This window comes from Alistipes sp. AM16-43, from assembly GCF_003435745.1.
Classification (GTDB): Bacteria; Bacteroidota; Bacteroidia; order Bacteroidales; family Rikenellaceae; genus Alistipes; species Alistipes onderdonkii.
On sequence record NZ_QTUQ01000009.1, the window covers coordinates 53,321 to 75,958 of the forward strand.

Sequence of the window (22,638 nt, forward strand, 5' to 3'; positions counted from 1 at the left end):
TGCCGGTTGCGCTGTGTTTTCCCGGCTGACGGGGCGGCATTATTCGACCACCTCGACCCACTGTCCCTTTTTCAGGGCGCGGACGGCGTTGTCGTACATCGCTTCGCAGTAGACCGAAGGCAGATAGTAGCGCCCCTTGTAGGTTGCCGTCAGCTTGACGGGTATCTCCTTGCTTTCGCCCCGGCTCAGGTCGAAGTAGCTCAGCACCCGGTCGTCGCGGATATCCTGGTAGGTGAGCGACGACAAGTCCCGTTCGGAGGTGATCTCCCATCCTGCCGGGAAGATGTGGGTCAGCGCAAGATCGGCGTACCGTTCGTGGCCGCTGGTGTTAGAGACGGTCACGATGGCGTAAAAATCGGTCGATACCCGGATCGAGGCCGGGTCGATGGCCTCACCGTCCATATTCGTGTAACGCACGTCGATCCGGATGCCGTTCGCAGCTTCGGTTTCCTCGCCCTTGCCGGGGGTATAACTCTGGCTGACGACCGCATAGAGGCTGCCCGAACCATTGTTCCTCACCTCGGTCGGTGCGGCCAGGGGCATGCTCGCGATGGATTTGTCGGTCTTGACGAGCTCCCTGCCCGCAGTGGCGTCGATGCCGTTCTGTCCCGCTACGGCGAAATTGGAAAGGGTGCTGAGCATCCATGCCGTCGACTGGGTGCTTAGCCACCTGTCCTTCTTGAGGATGTCCGACATCTTCAGCGCCGTGCGGAAAGCCTCTTCGCGGCGTCCGAGTATCGTGAGCGTTATGAGCGAGATCGACATCCGGCGTTCGTCGCTGTTGTAGGTGCCGTCGTAGGGGTTGGCCTTTTCCGCGTTGTCCACGCAGAGCGAGATCAGCTCCTCGGCGACCTTCCGGTTGCCGTCCAGTGCGTATGCTGCCGCCAGCAGCCACTTGGCGTCGCCGCTCAGCGAGGCGGCCTTTTCCCGGAGCTGGTTCATGGCACCCCGGGTCGGAGTCCCGTTCAGCGCCAGCACATACTGGGTGTAGGCCTGGGTCAGGTAGTAGTCTGAGGGGTTGCCGCGCAGGTATTTGAGCGCCCGGTCGAGCATCGCCCTGTCCACGCCGTAGCCGTGTTTCGCAGCCTCGATCAGGAAGTGCGTCGCGTAAACCGTCCCCCATTCCGACCTCGACGTATTGCCGCTCCAGTAGGCGAATGCGCCGTCGGAGAGCTGGTAGCTGCCCAGGCGCGAAAGCACGCTCTTGACGTTGCGGTCGATATCCTGCAACATGTTCGCGTCGCACTCCACGACCGAAGGCAGGTAGAGTTGCGGGAAGGCGCCCGAGGTGATCTGCTCGATGCAGCCGTGGGGATATCTCACCAGGTATTCGAGGCGCCGAGAAAGGTCTATGGGCGGGATCGACGAAAGTTCCAGCTTCGCCTTGCCGTTCTCCTTGAGCGGTTTTACCGCCATTGTCTTGCCCGGGTCGATGACATAGTCCTTCGACAGGGTCACATAGGGGTTCGGTTCCCGGACGTCCAGCTCGATTTCCGACGCGGAGCTGTCGCCCGACGACGCAGCCGTGACCCGTACCTTCCCGATGCCGGTTCTGGTGTTGACCTTCAGGCGGAACGATACGACCTCCTCGCCGCTCCGGCCGAGCGTGATGCTCTTGCTGGACGGCCCGACGGGCGAGAACGATTCGTTCGCGGCGATTTTCACGTCGACTTTCCCGACCCCGTCTTCGAGGGCGAAGACCGTGACCGGAACCTCGACCTCTTCGTCGGTGGAAACTACGCGGGGCATGGTAGCCTGTACCAGCAGCGGTTTTTTCACCGCGACATCCTTCTCCGCGGCGCCGAACGCCCGGCCGTTCGAGGCGATGACCATCACCCGAACCTCGCCGAAGTAGGGCGGGAGCGTGATTTTATGCGTGTTCGTCTTCCCGGCGCCCAGTTTCTGTGCGTCGATGAATCGTACGACGGGCTTGAACCGCTGTGCCTTGAGCGCCCCCGTGTTCGGCTGCTCGGCGTCGCCGCCGATGGCGAACATCTGTTCGATCCTGCCGCCATAGGCGCCGATGACATAGTCGAACATGTCCCACGTGCGGACGCCCAGTGCCTCGGTCGCGTTGAAATAACCGTAGGGATCGGGGGTCTTGAAGCGTGTCAGCCCCAGCAGTCCCTCGTCGACGAGCGCCAGCACGTAGCTCATTTTCCGGCCGTTTTTCTCCCGGACTTTTATCGTCACCTCCGATTCGGGTTTTACTGTTTCGGGCATCTCGATCACGGGGGTGAGCCTTCGCGCGGCATCCTCGACGTCGAGCCGCGTAACGCCGAACAGGCGGATCGGCGCGTCGTTGAGCGTCGAGTTGTGGGGCTGGACGAGTGTTACCGAGACATAGATGTTGGGGGCCATCCCCTCCTTGACGGGGATTTCGATGTCGGTTTGCTTGCCGGTGCACTCCACCCAGAAGCTTTCCCGCACGACGCTGCCGCTTTCGATGCCGACCAGCGCCCGTGCGCCCGGCGATGAGGGGATGGTGACCCTGGCCTTGTCCCCCGGGACGTATTTGGCCTTGTCGCGGGAGAGGGCGAGTCGCGTGGCGGCATCCGTCACCGAAGTGACGTCGCCCCGCCAGTCGGATGAGGACACACATACGATCCGGGTCGCCGAGTGTGCCCGGTTCGGGCTCGTGACGCGGATCATGTAATAGCCGTAATCGCCCGTGCTCCAGCGCATCGTGGCCTGTCCCGTGCCGTTCGAAAGGGTTGCCTGGAGGGTCTTGTAATTCGAATTGAGCGCATTTTTGGCGTAGTGCGCCTGGGAATTGGGCGTTGAGGCGTCCCACCACCAGTAGGAATCCATTTTATAGACCGATACGAGCACGTTTTCACTGCCGGGTTCGGGCTTGCCCTTCGAGTCGAGCATCACGATCTTTATGATATGCTCCTTCCTGCTGTCGAGGTATTCGTCGCCCCAGTCGCTTTTCTGGGTGGCGACTCCGATCCCGAAGTAGGTGTCATAGGGCGATATGGTCGCAACCTGCTGGTCGACGCTGAAGTCGCCGCTCTTTTCGAAGACCTTTACCGTGAATCTGCCGCTCAGCATACCGGGGCTCAACCCCTCCAGCGAGGAGAGCTCGTCGGTCGAAAGTGCCAGTGACCCCTGGGCGTCGGTGGTGCCGGTGACGATTTCCCGCTCTTCGGTGCCAAAGTATTTCGAGGCGTCGTCGAACGAGTAGCCCTCGTAGCCCTTGAAGCGTGTGGCGATTTGCGACAACTGTGCCTGGAGCACCGCCTTGGCGTCGGCCGCAGGGGTGCCGTGCAGCCACCGGGCGGTCAGGCTGCCCGTGAAATGCGCGGCGTCGACCAGTTGCCCGTCCCCGAGTTTTAGCTCGATTTTCATCCGGTTGGGCTTGATCGCGTCCACCCGGACGGATTTTTCGAACTGTGCGCCGCCGAAGGTGATCTTGGCCCGCCATAGCCCTGTCGGCGACGCCGGCGTCGTCCCCAGGCTGAACGTGTAGATGCCGTCCGAGGAGCTGTTGTTTACGAGCGACTGCACCAGCTGCCCGTTCGGGTTGAAGAATTCCAGCGATGCCGGGTGGCTTTCGGGCAGCGGATTATCCGAGGTGACGATGAACGTGAGGTGTATGTCGTCGCCCGGGCGCCATACGCCGCGTTCGCCGAAGATATAGCCTTTTATCCCCTTGGGATTTGCCGTGCCGCCCACGTCGAAATTACTCAGCGACAGGGCTGTGCCCGGTTCTACCTTTACGAAGGTGACATCCCCTCCGGCTTCGGCCGTGACGATGTAAGGCTCGTCCTTCGTCTTCAGCACGGCCCGCCCTTCGGAATCGGTGCTCGCTTCGGCCAGCATCTGGTTCTGCCGGTCGTAGGCCCTGACTTTGCAGCCCCCTTTGGGGCGGGCGGAGACCAGGTCGGTCGTGTAGACGACGTACTGGTCGCTGCCGCTGCTCTTGCAGATGATGCCGATGTCGGACTGCACGACCACTTTCGACCGCTCCTTGTAAGTCCTGTAATCCCCGAAATAATAGTCGTAGTCGTATTCGTCGTCGACGGGCGTAAGCGGGTCGACACCCCGGATTTCGAGCAGGTACATCGACTTGCGGCTGTCGGTGATCAGGCGGCTGAGGTCGAGCGAATAGGTGTTGCCCTGGTCGAGCCTGGTCGAAGACTTGGCCCCCAGGTCGATGGTCGTGTCGCGGACGACGCGCGACACGTAACCCATGGATGAATAGTACTGGTCGTCGTAGTAGTTCTGCTGGAAGAATTGCAGCAGGTTGTTGGCGAATATCTTTCGTACCCGCACCCGGGCTTTCTGGTAATTCACCGCCTCGAACAGCAGCGACATGTCGTTCGACGAGGGAAGGATCGAGCCTTTGCCCGTGAAGCGGATCGAGGGGGTGCGCGACGGCAGCGTGGCCATGAACGAATAGCTCTCCTTGAGCTTCTGCCCGTTCTTGCTCACTACGTCGCGGCCGATCGTGACGCTATGTGCTCCCGAGGGGCGTGCTTCGGGGTAGATGTAGAGCCTGTTTTTGTCGACCGAAGTCCGGAACTTGGTGTCGAAGCGGATCAGGTTTTTCAGATCCTGGTTTTGCCGGATCGGTTCGGAGAAGGTGACTACGATGGCGAGCGGATCCGGATTCACACTGTGGTCGATGACCGCGTATTCGTCCTTGCGGGGGACTTCCACCTGCACGGTTTGCTTTTCGTCGTAATTGAAATCGAGCGTCAGCGTATAGCCCTCATCGCCCCGGGGGGCGATGTTGCCCACGGTGTATCGGTGCGTGAGCCCGTCTTCCGAATGCGTCCATTTGACGTCGGTACCCGTCGTGCCGCTTATTTTGAGGTTCCGTTCCATGTAGCTGCCGTCGGCATAGTCCGAAGAGACGATCTCGCCGATGAGCACATAGCCGGTCATCTCGTCGTTCTGCTGCAGCCAGCTGTCGTTGTAGGTAAACCGCAGTTTGGGGGTCGCAAACCTGAATTCTGCGATGCCTTTGTGCTGCCGGCCGGTGAGTTTCGCGGCGTCGATAGCCACCTTGTACTGCGTGTCGTATTGCAGCGGGGATTTGGGGACGATGCGGATCATGCGCATCCCCGACAGGTAGGCGTCGAAACCGACGGCCGGGGAGATCGATATGGCATCCTGCATGGCGCTTTCCTCGACTTGCACGTTTTCGACGAACGTCACGTGGAGCGGCATCCTGACACCCGTCACTCCGTTTGTCGACCATTCGATGATGTCGGATGTCTGCTTGCTGCACGAGGCGATGAGCAGGGCGGTCAGCGCAAACAAAGCATGGCATGTTGTTTTCATAATATTGGGTTTTTTGGTAACTTTGCCAAAGATACGTAAAAATATGGCAAAAAAACCGGCCAAAAAGAGAATATGTTTTTTCGCGATGCTGGTCGTTGCCATGCTCGCCGCGGGGTATTGCGTCATCCTGCCCCGGACGCTTTTCGACGAGCCTTTCTCAGCCACCGTGTGGAGCCGCGACGGCCGCCTGATGTCGGCCAAGGTCGCCTCCGACGGCCAGTGGCGTTTCTTTCCCACGGACAGCGTCCCCGAAAAGTTCCGGGTCGCTATCACGACCTACGAGGACAAGCGTTTTTACCGCCATTTCGGGGTGGATCCGCTGGCGCTGGGGCGTGCCGTGGGGCAGAACCTTGCGGCCGGGCGGATCACGAGCGGGGCGAGCACGCTCACCATGCAGACCATTCGCCTGAGCCGCGGCGGGAAACCCCGCACGTTCCGGGAAAAGTTCGTCGAGATGGTGCTCGCCACGCGCCTCGAACTGCGTTGCAGCAAGGATGAAATCCTGGCCCTCTATGCCTCCCATGCGCCTTTCGGAGGTAATGTGGTCGGGCTGGAAAGTGCCGCGTGGTACTATTTCGGCCGCAGTGCGGCACAGCTTTCGTGGGCCGAATGCGCCATGCTCGCCGTGTTGCCCAACTCCCCTTCGCTGATCCATATCCGCCGCAACCGCGAACGGCTGCGGGAGAAACGCGACGGGCTGCTCGACCGGATTTGGCACGACGGCCGTATCGACTCGCTGACATGCGCCCTCGCCAAACAGGAGCATCTGCCCGACGCCCCAGAACCGATGCCGATGGAGGCGATGTACCTGCTGGGTAAAATGCGCGAAGGGTCGCTCCGCTCGACGCTCGACTACGACCTGCAAAGCCGGGTCAACGACCTCGCCCGGCGTTACAACAAGCGTTACCGGGGTAATAAGATCAACAACATGGCCATCGTCGTCATGGACGTGGGGAGCGGCGAAGTGCTTGCCTACGTAGGGAACGTGTACGACCCCGCCGACCGCACCGAGGGTACGAGCGTCGATGTGATTCCCGCCCCGCGCAGCAGCGGCAGCGTGCTCAAGCCCCTGCTCTACGCTGCGATGCTGGACAACGGGACGGCATTGCCCGCGATGCTTTTCCCCGACGTGCCGACCTATTACAGGGACTTCACACCCCATAATTACAACCGAACCTTCGACGGGGCGGTGCCTGCCAACCGGGTGGTCGAGCGTTCGCTCAACGTCCCTTCGGTGAGGATGCTCGACAAGTACGGGCGGGAGAATTTCCTCGCGCTGGTGCGTGCCCTGGGCTTCGGGACGATCAACCGCAGCGCCGGCCACTACGGGCTTTCGCTGATTCTGGGCGGCGCAGAGATTTCGTTGTGGGATCTGACCTCGGCCTACATGAAGATGGCGGCCAAACTCAACGGTCGGCAGACGATACGCACCCCGCATTACGACCCCGGCGGCGGCACGGAGGTCGATGCCGGGGATATTCCCCTCTCGCGGGGCGCGATATGGCTGATGGCCAATTCGATAAGCCACGTGGCCCGTCCCGAGGAGGAGGGCGAATGGCAGTATTTCTCGTCGTCGAAGAAGATAGGCTGGAAGACGGGTACCAGCTACGGCAACCGCGATGCGTGGGCCGTAGGTATGACCCCGGACTATGCCGTCGGGGTCTGGGTCGGGAACTGCACGGGTGAGGGGCGCCCGCTGATGACGGGCGTGGGGTATGCCGCGCCTGTCCTGTTCGAGGTCTTCGGCCTGCTGCCCAAAGGGGAGTGGTTCGCGGAGCCCGTCGGCGACCTGGAACCCGCTGTGGTCTGCCGCCAGAGCGGCTATCTGGCTTCGCATATCTGTCCCGACCGCGATACGGTGATGATTCCCCGTGCAGCCGCCGTCGGGGAGGTGTGCCCCTACCACCGGATCGTCAACCTGAGCGCCGACCTGAAATACCGTGTGACGGCGGATTGCTACGACCCGGCCAGGATCGTCCGCATGCCGATGTTTATCCTCCCGCCTGCGCAGGAGTGGTATTACCGCCGGCAGCATCCCGACTACCGTCCGCTGCCCCCGCTGCATCCCGGCCTGCCGGGTAACCAAGCCGAAAACAACCCCATCGACATCATCTATCCGCAGCCGGGGCGTGTGCTGGTCGCCCCGAGGTCGCTCGAAGGGGAGCAGCAAAGCCTTGTCTTTACGGCCGTGCACCGCGACCGCAATGCCGTGCTGTTCTGGCATATCGACGACGACTACGTCGGTTCGACCTCTTTCGAACACAAAATCTCCGTCCGCCCGGCGCCGGGGAAGCACCGCCTGACCGTGATCGACGAACACGGCGCTTCGCAGAGCGTCGTGTTCAGCTGCCGCTGACCCCTCCCGGCACCGGATTGCCCGGGCCTGCCTTTGTCCGGCTGCTTCTCCGTCTATCCGTAGCCGTGTGTCCGGGGTGCTTTCCGCATTCCTGTTTTTGTTGTCCGGACATGGCTCCTCCGTTTTTGCCGGATGCCCCGCAGCCCCGTTTTTGTGCCGGGAGAACGAAATATCCGGGTTATTCGTGCATTTTTACGAATTATGTCAAAAGATCATACTAATATGTCATTTAAAAATATTTTTTGCGGGGCGTTTCCGGCTAATTTTGAAACCCGATACGGATATAAATTCTTTAACCCAGAAATAGTCTAAACCAACCAGCCCATGAAACGAATTTTATTATTGTTCCTGTCTGTGCTGATCTCAGCACATGTCTTTTCACAGAATAGCCCCAAAGCTTATTTAGTATCCAATGCGCATTTTGATTCCCAGTGGAACTGGGACGTGCAGCGTTCGATCCGGGAGTACATCCCGAAGACGCTGGATCAAAACCTGTTTCTCCTTGGCACCTACCCCGATTACGTGTTCAACTTTGAGGGCGGCATCAAGTACCAGTGGATGAAGGAGTACTACCCGCACCAGTACGAGCTGATCAAGCGTTACATCCGCGAGGGTCGCTGGCATGTCACGGGCAGCACGTGGGACGCCACCGACCCGAATATCCCGTCCGCGGAGTCCTTCACGCGCAATATCCTGTACGGACAGCACTTCTATCGCCGCGAATTCGGGGTCGAAGGCACGGACATCTTCCTTCCGGACTGCTTCGGTTTCGGGTGGACGCTTCCGACGATCGCCGCACACAGCGGCCTTATCGGCTTCTCGACGCAGAAACTCATGTGGCGCCACCGCTCGTTCCACGGCGCGAGCAAGATTCCGTTCGAGATCGGCTTGTGGCAGGGCGTGGACGGTTCGCGTATCATGGCCGTGATGGACGCCCACAACTATACGACCAAGTGGCGTTACGAAGACCTCAGCCATAGCAAGTACCTGCAAGGCATCGCCGAGGGCAACCCTCTGAATGCCGTTTACCACTATTACGGTACGGGCGACACGGGCGGCGCCCCGACCATCGAGTCGGTGCGGGCTTTGGAACTGGGATTGCAGGGTGACGGGCCCGTGAAGATCATCAGCGCCACGAGCGACCGCCTCTACAAGGACTACCTTCCCTATTCCGCCCACCCGGAGCTTCCGGTGTGGAACGGGGAGTTGCTGATGGACGTGCATGCCACGGGTTGCTATACCTCGCAGGCTGCGATGAAGCTCTACAACCGCCGCAACGAACAGCTTGCGGACGCTGCCGAGCGCAGCGCCGTTGCCGCCGACTGGCTCGGGGCCGTGCCCTACCCGCGCGAGGTTCTCACCGAGGCCTGGAAACGCTTTATCTGGCACCAGTTCCACGACGACCTTACGGGTACGAGCATCCCCCGTGCCTACGAGTTCTCGTGGAACGACGAGCTGATCTCGCTCAAACAGTTCGCGGACGTACTCACGACCTCGGTTGGCGCGGTTTCGCGGGGTCTGGATACCGATGTCAAAGGGCTCCCCGTGGTGCTCTACAACGCTGCGGGGTTCGAGGTCTCGGACGTGGTGGAAGTTACGCTTCCGCTCGAAGGCAGCAAGTTCACGGTCTACGACGACAAGGGCGTCCGGGTTCCCTCGCAGGTGCTGGGCACGCAGCAGGGGCAGACGCGGCTGCTGGTCGAGGCCACCGTCCCGGCTGCGGGGTATGCCGTCTACGACATCCGCAAGGGCGGGCAGCCGAAGGCCCCGGCGATAAAGGCCGGCGCATGGGGGCTGGAGAACAGCGTCTATAAACTTACGCTGGACGCCAACGGCGACATCTCGTCGATCGTCGACAAGCGTCATGGCCGCGAGCTGGTGGCCGCCGGCAAGTCCATCCGCCTTGCGTTCTTCCCGCAGAACGAGTCTTACAGCTGGCCGGCCTGGGAGATCCTCAAGAAGACCGTGGACGCATCGCCGCAGGCCATCACGGGCGAGGTGAAGGTCACCGTGGCCGAAGAGGGGCCCCTGCGCGCCTCGGTATGCGTGGAACGCACGCTGGGGGCTTCCCGCTTTCGGCAGTGGATCACGCTGCGCGAAGGCGCCCAGGCCGACAGGATCGACCTTGTGAACGACATCGACTGGCAGTCGTCCAATGCGCTGCTGAAGGCCGAGTTCCCGCTTTCGGTCTCTAACCCCGAGGCGGTCTATGACCTTGGCGTGGGCTCCGTGGCGCGGGGCAACAACACCGCGACCGCCTACGAGGTCTATGCGCAGCAGTGGGCCGACCTCACCGACGCGGACGGCAGCTACGGGGTCTCGGTGCTCAACGACAGCAAGTACGGCTGGGACAAACCCGCGGACAACACGCTGCGCCTTACGCTGCTGCATACGCCTGCGACCAAGGGCGGCTACGCATACCAGAACAAGCAGGACTTCGGACACCATACGTTCACCTACTCGATCGTAGGGCACGCGGGCGATTACCGCGCGGGAGGTGCCGTGCGCAAGGCCGAGGTGCTCAACCAGCCGCTTCGGGCATTCGTCGCGCCCCGCCACGGCGGGGTGCTGGGCCGCAGCTTCTCGCTGGTCGCCTCGCAGAACCCCAATGTGGCGCTGCGGGCGCTCAAACAGGCCGAGGATTCGGACGAATATGTGGTTCGTTTCTACGAGACCTCGGGGCTCGGGTCGCAGCAGGCCGTGGCGAGCTTCGCGGCTCAGATCGTCGACGCCCGGGAGCTCAACGGCGTGGAGGACGTCGTGGGCGACGCGGAGTTCAGCGGCCGCGAGCTGCGCTTCGAGGTCGGGCCCTTCGGCATGAAGACTTTCCGCGTGAAACTCGCCAGGCCCGTCCGGGCGCTCACGCCCGCCGCGGAGGCGGCTGTGGAGCTGCCTTACAACGTCAAGACGGCCTCTTACAACCCGTTCCGCTCGGACTCCAACTTCGACGGCAAGGGCAACTCCTACGCCGCCGAGCTGATGCCGTCCCGCATCGTGTACGGGGGTGTCGGTTTCGAGATCGGGGATCCCGCCGCGCAGAACGGTGTCAAATGCCGCCGCGACACCATCGACTTGCCCCGCGGGCGCTACGGCAAGCTCTACCTGCTGGCCGCCTCGACCATGTACGACACGCAGGCCGTATTCACCGTCGACGGAAAGGAGCACACGGCACTGGTACCCTATTATGGCGGCTTCATCGGACAGTGGGGCCATACGGGGCATACCGAGCCCTACCTCAAGGATGCGCAGGTGGCCTTCGTGGGCACGCACAAGCATGATATGATTCGCAACGAGGACAGACCCTACGAATTCACCTACATGTTCCGCATCGGCCTCGACATCCCCGAGGGGGCGCGGCAGCTGGTACTGCCCGACGACCCGCGCATCGTGGTGTTCGCGGCGACGGTGGCCGAAGATCCTGCCGGAGGTATCGGCGCGGCCTGCGATCTGCTGCGCGTGCAGCTGCCCGTGAAAGGCGCCGACGCCTCGCAGGCCGGGCGCAGGAACCTGCTCTATGGCAAACCCGTCGTGGAAAGGTCGGGGGAGGTCAACGCCTCCGAGAGGGCCGAGTGCGCCACCGACGAGGATGTGTCCACCAAGTGGTGCGATTACAGCGATGCCAAACCCAAACTGCTGGGGGTAGACCTCGGCCGGGAGACCACGATCCGGGGATGGTATGTCATGCATGCTGCGCTCGAATCCCTGGACTACATTACAAAGGAGTACTCGCTGCAGGTGCGCCAAAGCCCCGGCGAGGAGTGGAAAACGGTGGACACGGTCTATGACAACACGGCTTTCGAAACCGACAGGATCCTTCCAGAACCCATAATCGCCCGATACGTGAGGCTCGTGGTCTCAAAACCTGACCAAAGCGAAGGAAATACCGCCAGAATCTATGAATTCGAGGTGTATTGACGGATGACGGTAAGATTGCGCGGGGCGGAGGCTGTAAAGGCTCCGCCCCTGCTTTTTCCGGGCGGAACACCGGATCCCGCTTCCGGCAACTTCTCTTCCGGGAATCTATGCCCCGGAAATCCGGCATATGGGGCGCTTACCGGATTCCGATAAGTCCGTCCGATCAAAATATAGACTAAAAATCAATTTATCCGCCTGCCGTTTTGAAAATAAGGTGCAATTTTGTAATCCAGAAAAAACGGTTCTCGATGCAAGGCCTGCGTCCGATTATTTCAGTGTATACGCAACCACGATCGGGTTGTCGCTCTCCTTCGAACACTCCAGCAGGCTTTTGATCTTAGGGCTTAGGTTTTTCCTGTATTCTTCGGGGATTTGCGGAGAACAGGTGCCGAAAAACGTATCGCCGTAGACGGCTATCGGTTGTCGGATAATTTCATGGACAATTGCATCTTCATCCACATTGGCAGTATCCCATGCAAACACTATGTCGGTTCTTTTATCCCAAAAATAAGGTCTGGGGGTAATATATTCCTCCCATTTGTGGGCTATTTCAAAAGAAGCATAACTTTCCCCATCAAGAAATTTACCCGCATATCTTGTGTAGTTGTTCTGCTTGATTAACTTATCTACTTCCAGCGGGGGTATTTTTTTGTTATAAAGATTCCATATGCTCTTCTTTTGGTGGATCACATATTTAGGTGATACTATGGATATAGACATAAATTGGTAAACAGTATCGGAGTAGACTGGAGTAAACAAAAGCTTTCCATCTCAGTCATAAGTAAAGCTATTGTTAATAAAATTATCATTCTGAAGTGGCGTTGGTTCGAAGCCCTTGTAGAGAATGGAGTCTTTGTCGGAAACGAGAATCGCCCAATTCTCATTGTCGTTAAAATCCTGTTCTGGGGCTTGATAATTTATATACAAACTGTCGATATGCGCCAGATAACAGTTCGCCACTCCCGTTTCCTTACGGAGAAACGCTCCGTCATCGGTGGAGAAATAAAGATAGGAGCGAGCCAACGCGTCATTTACAAGTATTTCATTCCGGATGGTGTCGACCTGCATATCTCTGATGCTCTGATATTCTTTCGGCCCCCGGCCTTTATTTTTGATACGGTATAACAGCTTGCCCATTTTACTAAATACGAAGATCTGTTGGGCAACATAGGCATCCAGTATGAATATTTTATCTTTTGTTACGATCATTTTGTTGATTACACCGACGGGCTCGGATGAATCCAGTTTTATGTAGTCGATTGATTTGACCCTATCGAGCATTTCATCCATGCCGATAATTCTGGCATTATCGGCCCGAATCGGGTGCGGAGTGTCGTGGGTGATTTTAATAATTTTCGTGTCGGACAGTACTAATGCCCTGCTGTCGTTTTGTGGCGAGGTTCCGCAGGCAGCGCAGAATAGGGCGGTTATAATTGTGGTTGTTAGTTGCTTCATATGCTTTCTTATTTGGTCTTCTGTCCGGGCGTTTTTACGATTATTTCAACGTATACGCAACCACGATCGGGTTGTCGCTCTCCTTCGAACACTCCAGCAGGCTTTTGATCTTAGGGCTCAGGTTTTCCCTGTATTCTTCGGGGATTTGCGGCGAACAGGTGCTGAAAAACGTATCGCCGTAGACGGCTATCGGTTGTCGGATAATCTCCCCTATATCCGGATATTCGCTCCACCCTTTTGAACTCCATGCGTAAACCATATCAGTTTGCTTGTTCCAAAAACAGGAGATGGGGACAACATATTCATCTTCCTCACGGCCGATTTCGAAATATGCGTATTTTTCCATATCGTAAAATTTTCCGCCATATCTGGTATAGTTATTTTCTAAAATTAATTTTTTCACCTCTTGGTAAGATATTTTTTCGTCATGACGTCTCCACACACTCTTTTCCTGACAAATCACATATTCCGGTTCTACGACGCAGACCGAAGAGAACCGGTAAACCGTGTCTGAATAAACTGGAGTATATAAAAGATTTCCATTACGATCGTAAGTAAAACTATTGATAATAAAATCGTCATTTTGAAGCGGTGTAGGCTCAAACCCCTTGAAAAGAACAGAATCTTTATCCGAGATTATAATCGCCCAATTCTCGTTGTCGTTAAAATCCTGTCCGACTCCGGTGAGGTTAATATATAGGCTGTCGATACGTGCCAAATAGCAGTTCGCTATTCCCTTTTCCCGCCGTAGGAATGTCCCATCATCCGTGGAATAATAAAGGTAGGAGCGGGCCAGCGCGTCATTTACAAGTATTTCATTCCGGATGGTGTCGACTTGCATATCCCAGATACTAATGTATTCTTTGGGCCCCCTGCCTTTATTCTTGATCCGGTATAACAGTTTGCCTGTTTTGTCAAATACAAAAATTTGCTGAGCCGCAAAAGAATCCATTATGAAGATTTTATCGTTTGTTACGACCATTTTGTTAATTGGCCCCATCGGTTCGGACGAATCCAGTTTTATGTAATCGATCGATTGAATCATATCCAGTAATTTCTTTGTGTCGATGGTTTTGGCCATGTCGGCTCTTATCAAATGTGGGGAACCTGGATTGATTTTAATTATTTCAGTATCGGACAGTACTAATGCCATGCTATTGTTTTGTGGCGAGGTGCCGCAAGCACAGAATAGTAAGGAGAATATAATAATTGTGATCAGTTGTTTCATGGGAGATTTATTTGGGTTGTTAAATGAGATGGTATAATGTAACGGTTGATGTATTTGTAAAGTTCAACTATAATTACATCAACCGTTACAAATTAATAATGACTAAATGCAGTCAGTGCCATCATAGCAATTTCCATCGCCGGTGTTACATTTAACCATCTGTCCCCAGTAGGTGGCATTCCCTCTGGTTCCAGTGCATTCTACTACTTCAGGCTTCCAGTTCGATCCGACCCAATGCGTGTCGTTCTCATTCCAAGATTGACCGCCGAATTCAAACTCAGCCAATGCATCCACATTGGCCTGGATCATTGCGGACAGGTCGTCCTTGGCAATGCTCTTCATAAATACGGCCGAGGCTGCCACCATGGCGAATGCCACCAAGCCGAACGTAATTTTCTTTTTCATAGCGTTTTTCTTTTTCTGTTCGTTCACAGTTTACTCGATGCGTTGTGTCTATCCTTTCAACAACGGCGAACCCGCTTGGGGTTTGGGATCAATTGACTATTTTTGCACAACCTCCTTTCCTTTTCCGGGATTTGGCGGCCGGGCGGAGAAAACGTGTCTTTTCCCGAGGCAATTCTCCGCCCTCGTTTTTCCCGATAATTATTCCTCTACCATACCGATGATCTTCAGCGAAGTGCTGCCGGCGGCCGTATTGCAGAAGACCCGCAATGTCTTGTCGAAAGCCCCGGCCTTGTCGGGGATTATCTCCACTTTGATTTCGGATTTCTCTCCGGGCATGACGGGGCTCCGGTTCCATGACGGTTTCGTACACCCGCAGGAGGCGTCGATGTGGGTTATTACCAGCGGTTTGTCCCCTATGTTTTCCAGGACGAAGGCCGCCTGTGCCGTGCTGCCGATCCTCAAATTCGGAACCTCGATTTCCGGTCGGGCGATACGTATGTCGGTCGTGGGAACCCTGTCCGCCTTCTTCCCGGATATTATCTCCTTATACAACTCCCAAAGCCGCGGCTTATGCGTCGGGTTACCGACCAGTAAAACCTTGTTGGTGCTGTCGAGGAGAAAACATTGGCAGGCCTGGTTCTTCGGAAAGCTATTCAGCCTGTCGATTTCATTTTCACGGTCGATATAAAACGGCAGTTCGAACCCGTCGGCCCGTAATATCAACCCGAGTTCGCGTTCGTTTTGCGGGTGGAAATAGAACAGGAAATCGACCTTGTCGGCCAGCGTCGTGTCGATTTCCCTCACATAAGCGTTCCAGGTCAACAATTTCAGCTTGCAGGAGGTGCAGCCTATCGAGTCTGTGAAATTCAGTATCCTGAATGGTTTTTTCGATTTCGCGGGGTCGCAAACCGTGTCGCAGGAATACGAAGTCGGTTGTATATCCTGCGGCAGCAGTACCGTTTTCCCGATCCATTCCTTTACGATCTTCTGGATTTCTTTCCTGGGATTATTGTCATTGCACGAGGCGCACCACAGCGGGATGATGATGATTCCGGTCATCAAATAGCAGAATTTGGCCATATAATTTTATTTTAAGAACACAAAATAAAGACGCAATCATTATATAGTTAATCAAGATATTTGATTATTTACTACAAAATAAAACAAAAATATTAATATTGGTTCAAAATAATGTAAAAATATTTTGTTTTTGATGTTTTAAAAAGTAACTTCACAGAAGATATCACCCCGCTTGATCAATCTTGTTATGATAACAGCTTCGCCGATTGCCGTATTGAAAAACATGGCAATCGTTGACTGGATAAATAAAATCCGGGATGGGTTGCGGGGATGCCCCCCCCCATCCGGGGTGGATAGTAACTGGAAGGGAAGAATAGATGTAAAAGTGTTTCGATTATGAAAAATTTTGACCGTACTGCCGTCAGGCTGATCTTATCGTTCGGTTTGGCATGGATATGCGCCGGTTGTGAATCCCGGCTGGAGGCGGCTTTGGAACTTGCGGGCGAAAACCGTCCGGAACTGGAAGCGGTTCTGCAACATTACAGCACGGACAAGGCCGATTCGCTGAAATACCGGGCGGCCCGGTTCCTGATCGAGAACCTTCCGCTCCATTACGGCTATGCGGGAAAGGGACTGGAGGATTTCAAATGCGATTATGATTCCCTTTTCTGTGATAAGGATATCCCCAGGCAGGTGCTGAGGGGCAGGGCGAAGAATTATAATCCCGATTTTACGAACGTACATCCGGCATTCGACCTTTCAGAACTCAGCCGCGATTTTTTGATCCGGCATATCGACAATGCTTTTGCGACGCTGGACTACCCGTGGACAAAGGGGCTGTCGTTCGGCGATTTCTGTGAATATGTCCTGCCTTACCGGATCGAGAACGAACTGGCGGAGGACTGGATGCCTCATTACAGGGATTTCCTCGCTGAAATAATCCGCCCCCTGCAGCAGGCCGGGGCGGATCGTTACATTGCGGCCAGGACGATCCAGGACAGCCTGCGCAGGATGGATTACGAGGTCATCGACGAATCGGTCATGAGGATGGCATTGAGGCCGTCGGATTATCTGCGGGCGGCAGGCGGTGCATGCCCCGAGATCACGAGCCTGATGTGGTATGCGCTGAGGTGCGTCGGGCTGCCTGTAAATTACGACTACATTATCCAGTGGGCCAACCGGAGCCAGTCGCACAGCTGGAATTCGCTGCGGGTCGATAGCGTGCTCTACTCTTTCGGGATGAGCGACCCGGAATTCGGCAAGCATTTCGAATCCCGGCCGCAGGAGCGTGTCGGGAAGGTTTACCGCAAGATGTTCAGTTTCCAGCCCCAGAGCCTGCCCAACCAAAGGGGAGCCCTGGCGGAGGGAATTCCGCCGGCCTTCCGATCCCCCTTCATAAAGGACGTTTCGGAATCGTATTTCGACGGCATCGACCTTGCCATGAAACTGACGATCCCGATCGCGGCCAAAAAGAAATTCGCCTACCTGGTCGTTTTCGACAACCGGAACTGGGTGCCTGTCGCCTGGAGCCGGATAAAGCGCGGGCGGGTTGCGTTCGATCATGTCGAAAAGGGCTGCGCCTATATGGTCATGTATTATGACCGGGGGCTCCTCCTTCCGGCAACGGATCCGTTTACGGTCTCGAAAGAGGGCGGGGTGGCGGTGCGTAAACCCGACGGGGCCGAGGTTTCCGTCACACTGAAGCGGAAATACCCGGTTTTCTTTGAGCTGGAGTTTATCCTCAACCGGGTGAAAAACGGCCGGTTCCAGGTTGCGGACAGTCCCGATTTCCGGGATGCCCGGACTGTCTACGTTACGCCCGAGGTGCCGGAAGCCAGGCCGTATTACGCGCAACTGGGGGACAGCATAACCTTCCGGTATATACGTTATCTCTCCCCGAGCGGTGCATTCGTGAATATGGCCGAGGTCGGGTTCTATGCCCCGTCGGGGGAAAAGCTCGTCGGGGAGATAATCGGAACCGAAGGCAGCTACGGGAATTCGGGCGACGACAAATACAAATTATTCGACGGGGATCCGCTCACCTATTTCAATGCCCCGCAGGAATCCCGCTGCTGGGGCGGCATGGCTTTCGACCGGCCTCAGACCCTGGGTAGCGTGATGTTCCTGCCGCGCAATGACGATAATTTCATACAGGCGGACGAGCTTTACGAGTTGTTCTATTGCCGCGATGGCCGGTTCGTATCCCTCGGCAGGCGCATCGGGGATCGGACGCATGTTTTACACTACGACAATGTCCCCGGGAATGCCCTGTTGCTTTTGAGGAACCATACCAAGGGCAAGGAGGAACGTATTTTTACGTACGAGAACGACGAACAAGTATGGTGGTAGCCGTGCCGTGCCGGCAAACTGAGATTCAGGGAACGAAAAGGGCGGGGGCGCTGCCGAATCGTGCAAATTCATGCGCAGCGATCTCCGCCCCGGGCTCCCTTCAAAAAGAAAGTAGGTGCTGTCTATTTATGTAAGACAACGGATGTAGACCGAAGACTATTGCCTTCCCACTGTTTAGTAGGCTGGCCCGTCCTGACGGGCGACAAACTGGATTCGGAAATAACGCCGACGGAGCGTTGCCGGATCGCAGGTACCAATCGAGAATTTAAAAAACAAAAACATGAAAAAATTTATTTTTATACTCTGTGCTGCATTTCTGACATTTGCCTTGGTGCTGGGGTTTATCACTTACAATAAAACTACCCAGGCATTGCTGTCTGTCAATATCGAAGCTTTGGCGAAGAATGAAAATGAAGAGACAAGTAACAATGAAGGAGACGGCTCGATATATCATTATGAGCACTTATTGGGGCAACCTCAATCATGCGTCATGTATCGTAATGTAGGTGTAAACGGAGAGGTATCTTATTCAAATGAAAAGTTATCTGGAAGTTTAGGGTGGACGTCTGTAAAAGTGACTGGGATTATTGAGACTTGTCCTAGAAAAGGTTCCGGGTGCACTGTCTATTCGTGCCAGATGACATATAAATTTATTTCCTCCCTACTACATAGGCTAAGTGGTAGGGAGGTAAAAAAATATGATTATGAAATATTTTAATTTTATCATTGTTTGCTTGATTGGGCAATTTTCAATGACTGCCTGTTCGAATGAGGAGGAAATTCCTGACAATATAAAAAGCATTGTTTTCGATTCGAGGGAAAATGTGACGGAGATCGATTTAGATAAAATTCTCAATACCACCTTCCGGATCGTCCCCCTTGCGACGAAAGACGAGTGCCTAATATCCAATATCGATAAATTGGAAATCGTGGACGGAAAGTTTTATATCATGGATCATATGTCGCAGTCGGTCTATGTTTTCAATCCGGACGGGAGTTATGCCGGAAAAATCCATAAGCACGGGCGCGGCCCGGGTGAGTATACCAATCTATCCTTTATGACGGTTACAGATCGTAGTATTATTGTAATAGACCATTTTGCAGGAAAACAGATATTCTATGACCGTCTGACCTTACAACCAGTTTCGGATAATTATGATTTATTTAAACAAATCTGGTGTACAGAATTATTTGCAATTGGGGATATTACTTATTATATGAACGATTGGAGTAATTCTGCGGTTGGTAAATACCGGCTTTTTTCGAACGCTCGGGATGGGGATGGCTATTCCAAATATCTGCCTTTTAAAAAAGATCCCTATGCTCTGGGAATAAACGGCCCCCAATACGGAATAGCAGGAAACGAAGCCCTGGTGATTTATTCGGGAGACGATCATATCTATAAGGTTTCCAATGACAGTGTCTGTGTGCAATACCGTATGGAGTTCAAAGACCCCAAAGCCAAATACACTTCGGGACGTCCGGAAAAAGTTTTCGAGGATAACCGGGGGCGGAATGCCGTATTGGGGATAAACCGGATTCAGCAATCGGAACGGTATATTTTTGCGGAGGTGACCTTTACGGGTGAAAAGGATTATTATTTCTTATATGACAAGGAGGACGATAAAATATCGATCTATGAATATGCTATCGATAGTAATTTTTCGGATAAATTCTCCTTCTGCATAGACGGTGTGATCGGCAACAAGTTAATATGCTGGATCGACGCAAATATGCTCGGCTCCAGTTATGAATCCATGACGGAGAGGATACCGAAAACCGGGTTTGAAAAAGAGTTGTACGGATTGCTGGATAAACTGTCCGAGAACGATAACCCGGTATTGTTCGTATTCGACATAAAACAGGAGGAATAGCCATGCCCAAACAGAAGCCGCATATCCTCCTGCTTTCAGTGGGTTTGGTGCTCCTTTTCGGGTTCACGGCCTGTGTCATGGCAAAAACATATATCGCCTATTCGAAGCAGTTGAACAGAATGGCGGTAATTCAGACCGCATTCGAGAATATGGCTTTTTGCAGGCCCTATGAGCTCTCCTCGGAAGGGTTTTGCCTTTTCCCCCCCCCACGACGGTGCTGACTGACGCGGAGGGCAATAAGTTGCCTTTGTCGGAGGTCGTGTCCGCGCATGGCAGAACGCTGGTCTATCGTTTCAGCAGAATGAATTGCCTGTCCTGTATTGCGATGCACTTCAAGCTGTTGAAATCGATCCTCGATGACCGTGCCCAAATGGGGCTGATCATACTGTGCGATTATCACAATGCAAGGGACTTGAGGATACTCAGGAACACGTATGAAGTCTCCTGCGGGCTGTATAGCGTTGACCGACTCGGAATTCCGATAGAAGATGTCAACAATCCCTATTTCTTTATCCTTACACAAGATATGAGATGCGAGGGTTTCTTTACCGCATTTAAAGAAACATCGCAGCAAACTGAAAATTTCCTTCGGGCGCTGCTGGAAAAATTGTAGCTTCTCTATGACCCGATATTGAAGCTGTCCTGTGGTTTCGTTCATCAATAAAATGGGGCTCTGTCGAAGATGGATAAAAAAAATAGCCAGGTATTCAGTGCGGTCGCGGTGCCGATGTCCGTAGCCGTAGCCGTGGTCGTGGTTGTGGCCGCGGGAATCATGTGCTTCGTGGCAAATGGCGGAGAGGGGGCGGCCGACGGGCTGCTACCCACTCCGGCACTGATCGGTACGGATCGGGAACACGCCGGCCTTGCCGGCAGCGATACGCTTTTCCGGTTCGAATCCCGGGTTGCAGACCTGGGGCGGATAAGGGTGGGGCATAAGAAAAAAGTCGTCTTCCGCTTCACCAACGTCAGTTCGTGCCCTGTCGTAATCACCAAAGTAATGACCACCTGCGAATGCACTTCGGCTGTCTGGGACAAGGCGCCTCTGCTGCCCGGCCGGTGGTCGCGGATTGAAGTGACCTATGAAGCCGAACGGGATGGAGTGTTCTTCCGGAAGTTGTTTATCTACCATGCGGGCGCCGCTTCGCCTTTCGAGATCGCGATTGAGGGAGTGGGCGAGGAATAGCTTCGACCGGTCGGGCATGCATTGCGGGGTGCGGGAGCGTTCGGTGCGGAATCGCTGTTTTGTCCCGTGTCCGATCCCGGGCAGTGCTTTTGCATGGGTGTGGAGGACGGTTATACTGAAAACTAAAAAAGCCCCGTAATCAAAGATTACGAGGCTTAACCAAGTGCCCAGGACAGGAATCGAACCTGCACGCCTTGCGGCACACGCACCTGAAACGTGCGCGTCTACCTATTCCGCCACCTGGGCTTTTGGAAATTGTGGTGTGCAAAAGTAATACTTTTTTCTCATTCACCAACTATTTTTACGAAAAAAATCTACTTGCTCAGGAATTTGTACTGAAACAGAAGCAGATAGATGACGGCGACGGAGATATAGGCATCGGCCAGGTTGAAGATGGCCCCGAAAAAGTAGTTGTTGCTGTCCACCAGGAAGTTCAGGAACCGCGGTACGCCGTTCCACTGGAAGAGCGGGAAATAGAACATGTCGACGACCTTGCCCATCATGAACCCGGCGTAGTGTCCGCCGAAATGTGCGACCGTATAGGGCGTCGACTCCGAGAAGAGCAGCCCGTAGAACGCGCTGTCGATGATGTTGCCGAGCGCTCCCGCCATGACCAGCGCCAGGCCGACGATGACTCCCTTGGGGGTGTCTTTGCGTTTGTTGAGGAGGTGGTGCATCAGCCAGCCGATGACCCCGACCATCACGATCCGGAAAATCCCGAGCAGGAGTTTCCCCCAGTCGAACCCGCCTTTGGTGGCGATGTGCATCCCGAAGGCCGCGCCGTTATTCTCGATGAAGCGCAATTGGAACCAGTCCGGGAAGACGACGATCGATTCGTCGAGGTGCATGTGGGTCTTGACCCAGATCTTGAGTGCCTGATCCGCGATGAGCAGGATCAGCACGAGCAGTGATATTTTTCTGAAATTCATATCGGTCGGATAATCTGACGCAAAAATAGTAAAAAATCTCAGTTTTGCAGGACTCGACCCGAATTTACTCGCTGCGGTCTTTTCCGTGGAAGCCCTCGGCCCCGCAGGTCGGCTTCCCGGTTGCGGCGATGTGCGGCCCGGGCTTCATAAGGGCTGGCCGACTAATTCTTCTCTAATAAAATATAGGTGTATACCTCAGATTTGAAGAATTTTTAACTTTTATGCAAAAAATATGCGAAAATATTTGCAGGTTCGAAAAAAGTCGCTACCTTTGCATCCGCGTTTGAGAAAAACGGTTGTTCTTACGAAGGCTGAAAGTTTACAATAAAGGAGCTCAAAGTTCTGTGTAAGCCCGATTTCCCGAGACGCGAAGTTCTTAAAAAGTTTTTTGAAAAAAGATTTGCAGGATTCAAAAAGTTACTCTATCTTTGCAGTCCTTTCGCATCGTAAATGCGATTTTTCAAACTGGTTCTTTGAATTACTGGTTATATTTTGAGAGAAAAGAAATGTAGTATTTATCTGTCAATTTCCTTTTATAAAGGATAAACGAATAGTCAGGACTCTAACAAAACATTTATAATTTTATACAATGGAGAGTTTGATCCTGGCTCAGGATGAACGCTAGCGGCAGG

General features: G+C 54.8%; 14 protein-coding genes and 1 tRNA gene. 6 read left to right on the top strand and 9 right to left on the bottom strand.

Annotated elements, in window-relative coordinates:
* Nucleotides 1–39 precede the first annotated feature (39 nt).
* Complete coding sequence (locus DW189_RS12890) at nt 40–5,292, bottom strand: alpha-2-macroglobulin family protein (RefSeq protein ID WP_117508479.1); 5,253 nt, start codon at nt 5,290–5,292, stop codon at nt 40–42.
* 43 nt (nt 5,293–5,335) lie between these two features.
* Between DW189_RS12890 and pbpC the strand changes: the two genes are divergently transcribed.
* Together pbpC and DW189_RS12900 are read left to right on the top strand one after the other, a co-directional pair.
* Nucleotides 5,336–7,648, top strand: coding sequence for a penicillin-binding protein 1C (gene pbpC / locus DW189_RS12895; protein ID WP_117508466.1), 2,313 nt, complete (start codon nt 5,336–5,338; stop codon nt 7,646–7,648).
* A gap of 324 nt (nt 7,649–7,972) precedes the next feature.
* Nucleotides 7,973–11,563 carry a glycoside hydrolase family 38 C-terminal domain-containing protein gene (locus DW189_RS12900; protein ID WP_117508467.1) on the top strand — a complete coding sequence of 1,197 codons (3,591 nt, stop codon included), beginning with the start codon at nt 7,973–7,975 and terminating at the stop codon, nt 11,561–11,563.
* A gap of 267 nt (nt 11,564–11,830) precedes the next feature.
* On the opposite strand, the gene DW189_RS12905 is transcribed toward DW189_RS12900, so the two are convergent.
* The 5 genes from DW189_RS12905 to DW189_RS12925 all read right to left on the bottom strand — a co-directional run bounded on the left by DW189_RS12905 (nt 11,831) and on the right by DW189_RS12925 (nt 15,731).
* Nucleotides 11,831–12,283 (bottom strand): hypothetical protein, encoded by a 453-nt coding sequence (locus tag DW189_RS12905; RefSeq protein WP_141417689.1) that lies wholly within the window; start codon nt 12,281–12,283, stop codon nt 11,831–11,833.
* Nucleotides 12,284–12,334: 51 nt separating this feature from the next.
* Nucleotides 12,335–13,018 carry a 6-bladed beta-propeller gene (locus DW189_RS12910; protein ID WP_117508469.1) on the bottom strand — a complete coding sequence of 228 codons (684 nt, stop codon included), beginning with the start codon at nt 13,016–13,018 and terminating at the stop codon, nt 12,335–12,337.
* Nucleotides 13,019–13,058: 40 nt separating this feature from the next.
* Nucleotides 13,059–14,246, bottom strand: coding sequence for a 6-bladed beta-propeller (locus DW189_RS12915; protein WP_117508470.1), 1,188 nt, complete (start codon nt 14,244–14,246; stop codon nt 13,059–13,061).
* Nucleotides 14,247–14,348: 102 nt separating this feature from the next.
* Entirely contained in the window at nt 14,349–14,651 is a 303-nt protein-coding gene (locus DW189_RS12920; RefSeq protein WP_117508471.1) for a hypothetical protein, read from the bottom strand.
* A 198-nt stretch (nt 14,652–14,849) separates the two neighbouring features.
* Nucleotides 14,850–15,731 (bottom strand): DUF1573 domain-containing protein, encoded by an 882-nt coding sequence (locus tag DW189_RS12925; protein WP_117508472.1) that lies wholly within the window; start codon nt 15,729–15,731, stop codon nt 14,850–14,852.
* A 336-nt stretch (nt 15,732–16,067) separates the two neighbouring features.
* Here DW189_RS12925 and DW189_RS12930 point away from each other — a divergent pair, with 336 nt between their 5' ends.
* The 3 genes from DW189_RS12930 (at nt 16,068) to DW189_RS12935 (ending at nt 19,894) form a co-directional block, all read left to right on the top strand.
* Nucleotides 16,068–18,020, top strand: a complete 1,953-nt coding sequence (locus DW189_RS12930; RefSeq protein ID WP_117508473.1) for a hypothetical protein — start codon at nt 16,068–16,070, stop codon at nt 18,018–18,020.
* Between the two features lie 280 nt (nt 18,021–18,300).
* The gene (locus tag DW189_RS14280) at nt 18,301–18,738 is read left to right on the top strand and encodes a hypothetical protein (protein WP_130064547.1); all 438 of its coding nucleotides are present in this window, start codon (nt 18,301–18,303) and stop codon (nt 18,736–18,738) included.
* Entirely contained in the window at nt 18,725–19,894 is a 1,170-nt protein-coding gene (locus DW189_RS12935; protein ID WP_162508124.1) for a 6-bladed beta-propeller, read from the top strand. Before DW189_RS14280 ends, DW189_RS12935 begins: the two co-directional genes overlap by 14 nt.
* A 166-nt stretch (nt 19,895–20,060) precedes the next feature.
* On the opposite strand, the gene DW189_RS14285 is transcribed toward DW189_RS12935, so the two are convergent.
* Nucleotides 20,061–20,552 (bottom strand): hypothetical protein, encoded by a 492-nt coding sequence (locus DW189_RS14285; RefSeq protein ID WP_147326496.1) that lies wholly within the window; start codon nt 20,550–20,552, stop codon nt 20,061–20,063.
* Nucleotides 20,553–20,576: 24 nt separating this feature from the next.
* Here DW189_RS14285 and DW189_RS12950 point away from each other — a divergent pair, with 24 nt between their 5' ends.
* A complete protein-coding gene (locus DW189_RS12950) occupies nt 20,577–21,077 on the top strand; it encodes a DUF1573 domain-containing protein (RefSeq protein ID WP_117508477.1) in 501 nt (166 codons plus the stop codon).
* Nucleotides 21,078–21,241: 164 nt separating this feature from the next.
* Here DW189_RS12950 and DW189_RS12955 read toward each other — a convergent pair.
* A tRNA-Leu gene (locus DW189_RS12955) sits at nt 21,242–21,323 on the bottom strand.
* A gap of 68 nt (nt 21,324–21,391) precedes the next feature.
* On the bottom strand, nt 21,392–22,006 hold the full coding sequence (locus DW189_RS12960) for a signal peptidase II (RefSeq protein WP_022331993.1): 615 nt from the start codon (nt 22,004–22,006) through the stop codon (nt 21,392–21,394).
* Nucleotides 22,007–22,638: the final 632 nt, after the last annotated feature.

What these genes read in the sequence shown, in the direction of transcription:
- DW189_RS12890 (WP_117508479.1), bottom strand. Translation starts at nt 5,292, where the DNA reads ATGAAAACAACATGCCATGCTTTGTTTGCGCTGACCGCCCTGCTCATC.
- pbpC (WP_117508466.1), top strand. Translation starts at nt 5,336, where the DNA reads ATGGCAAAAAAACCGGCCAAAAAGAGAATATGTTTTTTCGCGATGCTG.
- DW189_RS12900 (WP_117508467.1), top strand. Translation starts at nt 7,973, where the DNA reads ATGAAACGAATTTTATTATTGTTCCTGTCTGTGCTGATCTCAGCACAT.
- DW189_RS12905 (WP_141417689.1), bottom strand. Translation starts at nt 12,283, where the DNA reads ATGTCTATATCCATAGTATCACCTAAATATGTGATCCACCAAAAGAAG.
- DW189_RS12910 (WP_117508469.1), bottom strand. Translation starts at nt 13,018, where the DNA reads ATGAAGCAACTAACAACCACAATTATAACCGCCCTATTCTGCGCTGCC.
- DW189_RS12915 (WP_117508470.1), bottom strand. Translation starts at nt 14,246, where the DNA reads ATGAAACAACTGATCACAATTATTATATTCTCCTTACTATTCTGTGCT.
- DW189_RS12920 (WP_117508471.1), bottom strand. Translation starts at nt 14,651, where the DNA reads ATGAAAAAGAAAATTACGTTCGGCTTGGTGGCATTCGCCATGGTGGCA.
- DW189_RS12925 (WP_117508472.1), bottom strand. Translation starts at nt 15,731, where the DNA reads ATGGCCAAATTCTGCTATTTGATGACCGGAATCATCATCATCCCGCTG.
- DW189_RS12930 (WP_117508473.1), top strand. Translation starts at nt 16,068, where the DNA reads ATGAAAAATTTTGACCGTACTGCCGTCAGGCTGATCTTATCGTTCGGT.
- DW189_RS14280 (WP_130064547.1), top strand. Translation starts at nt 18,301, where the DNA reads ATGAAAAAATTTATTTTTATACTCTGTGCTGCATTTCTGACATTTGCC.
- DW189_RS12935 (WP_162508124.1), top strand. Translation starts at nt 18,725, where the DNA reads ATGAAATATTTTAATTTTATCATTGTTTGCTTGATTGGGCAATTTTCA.
- DW189_RS14285 (WP_147326496.1), bottom strand. Translation starts at nt 20,552, where the DNA reads ATGAACGAAACCACAGGACAGCTTCAATATCGGGTCATAGAGAAGCTA.
- DW189_RS12950 (WP_117508477.1), top strand. Translation starts at nt 20,577, where the DNA reads ATGGATAAAAAAAATAGCCAGGTATTCAGTGCGGTCGCGGTGCCGATG.
- DW189_RS12960 (WP_022331993.1), bottom strand. Translation starts at nt 22,006, where the DNA reads ATGAATTTCAGAAAAATATCACTGCTCGTGCTGATCCTGCTCATCGCG.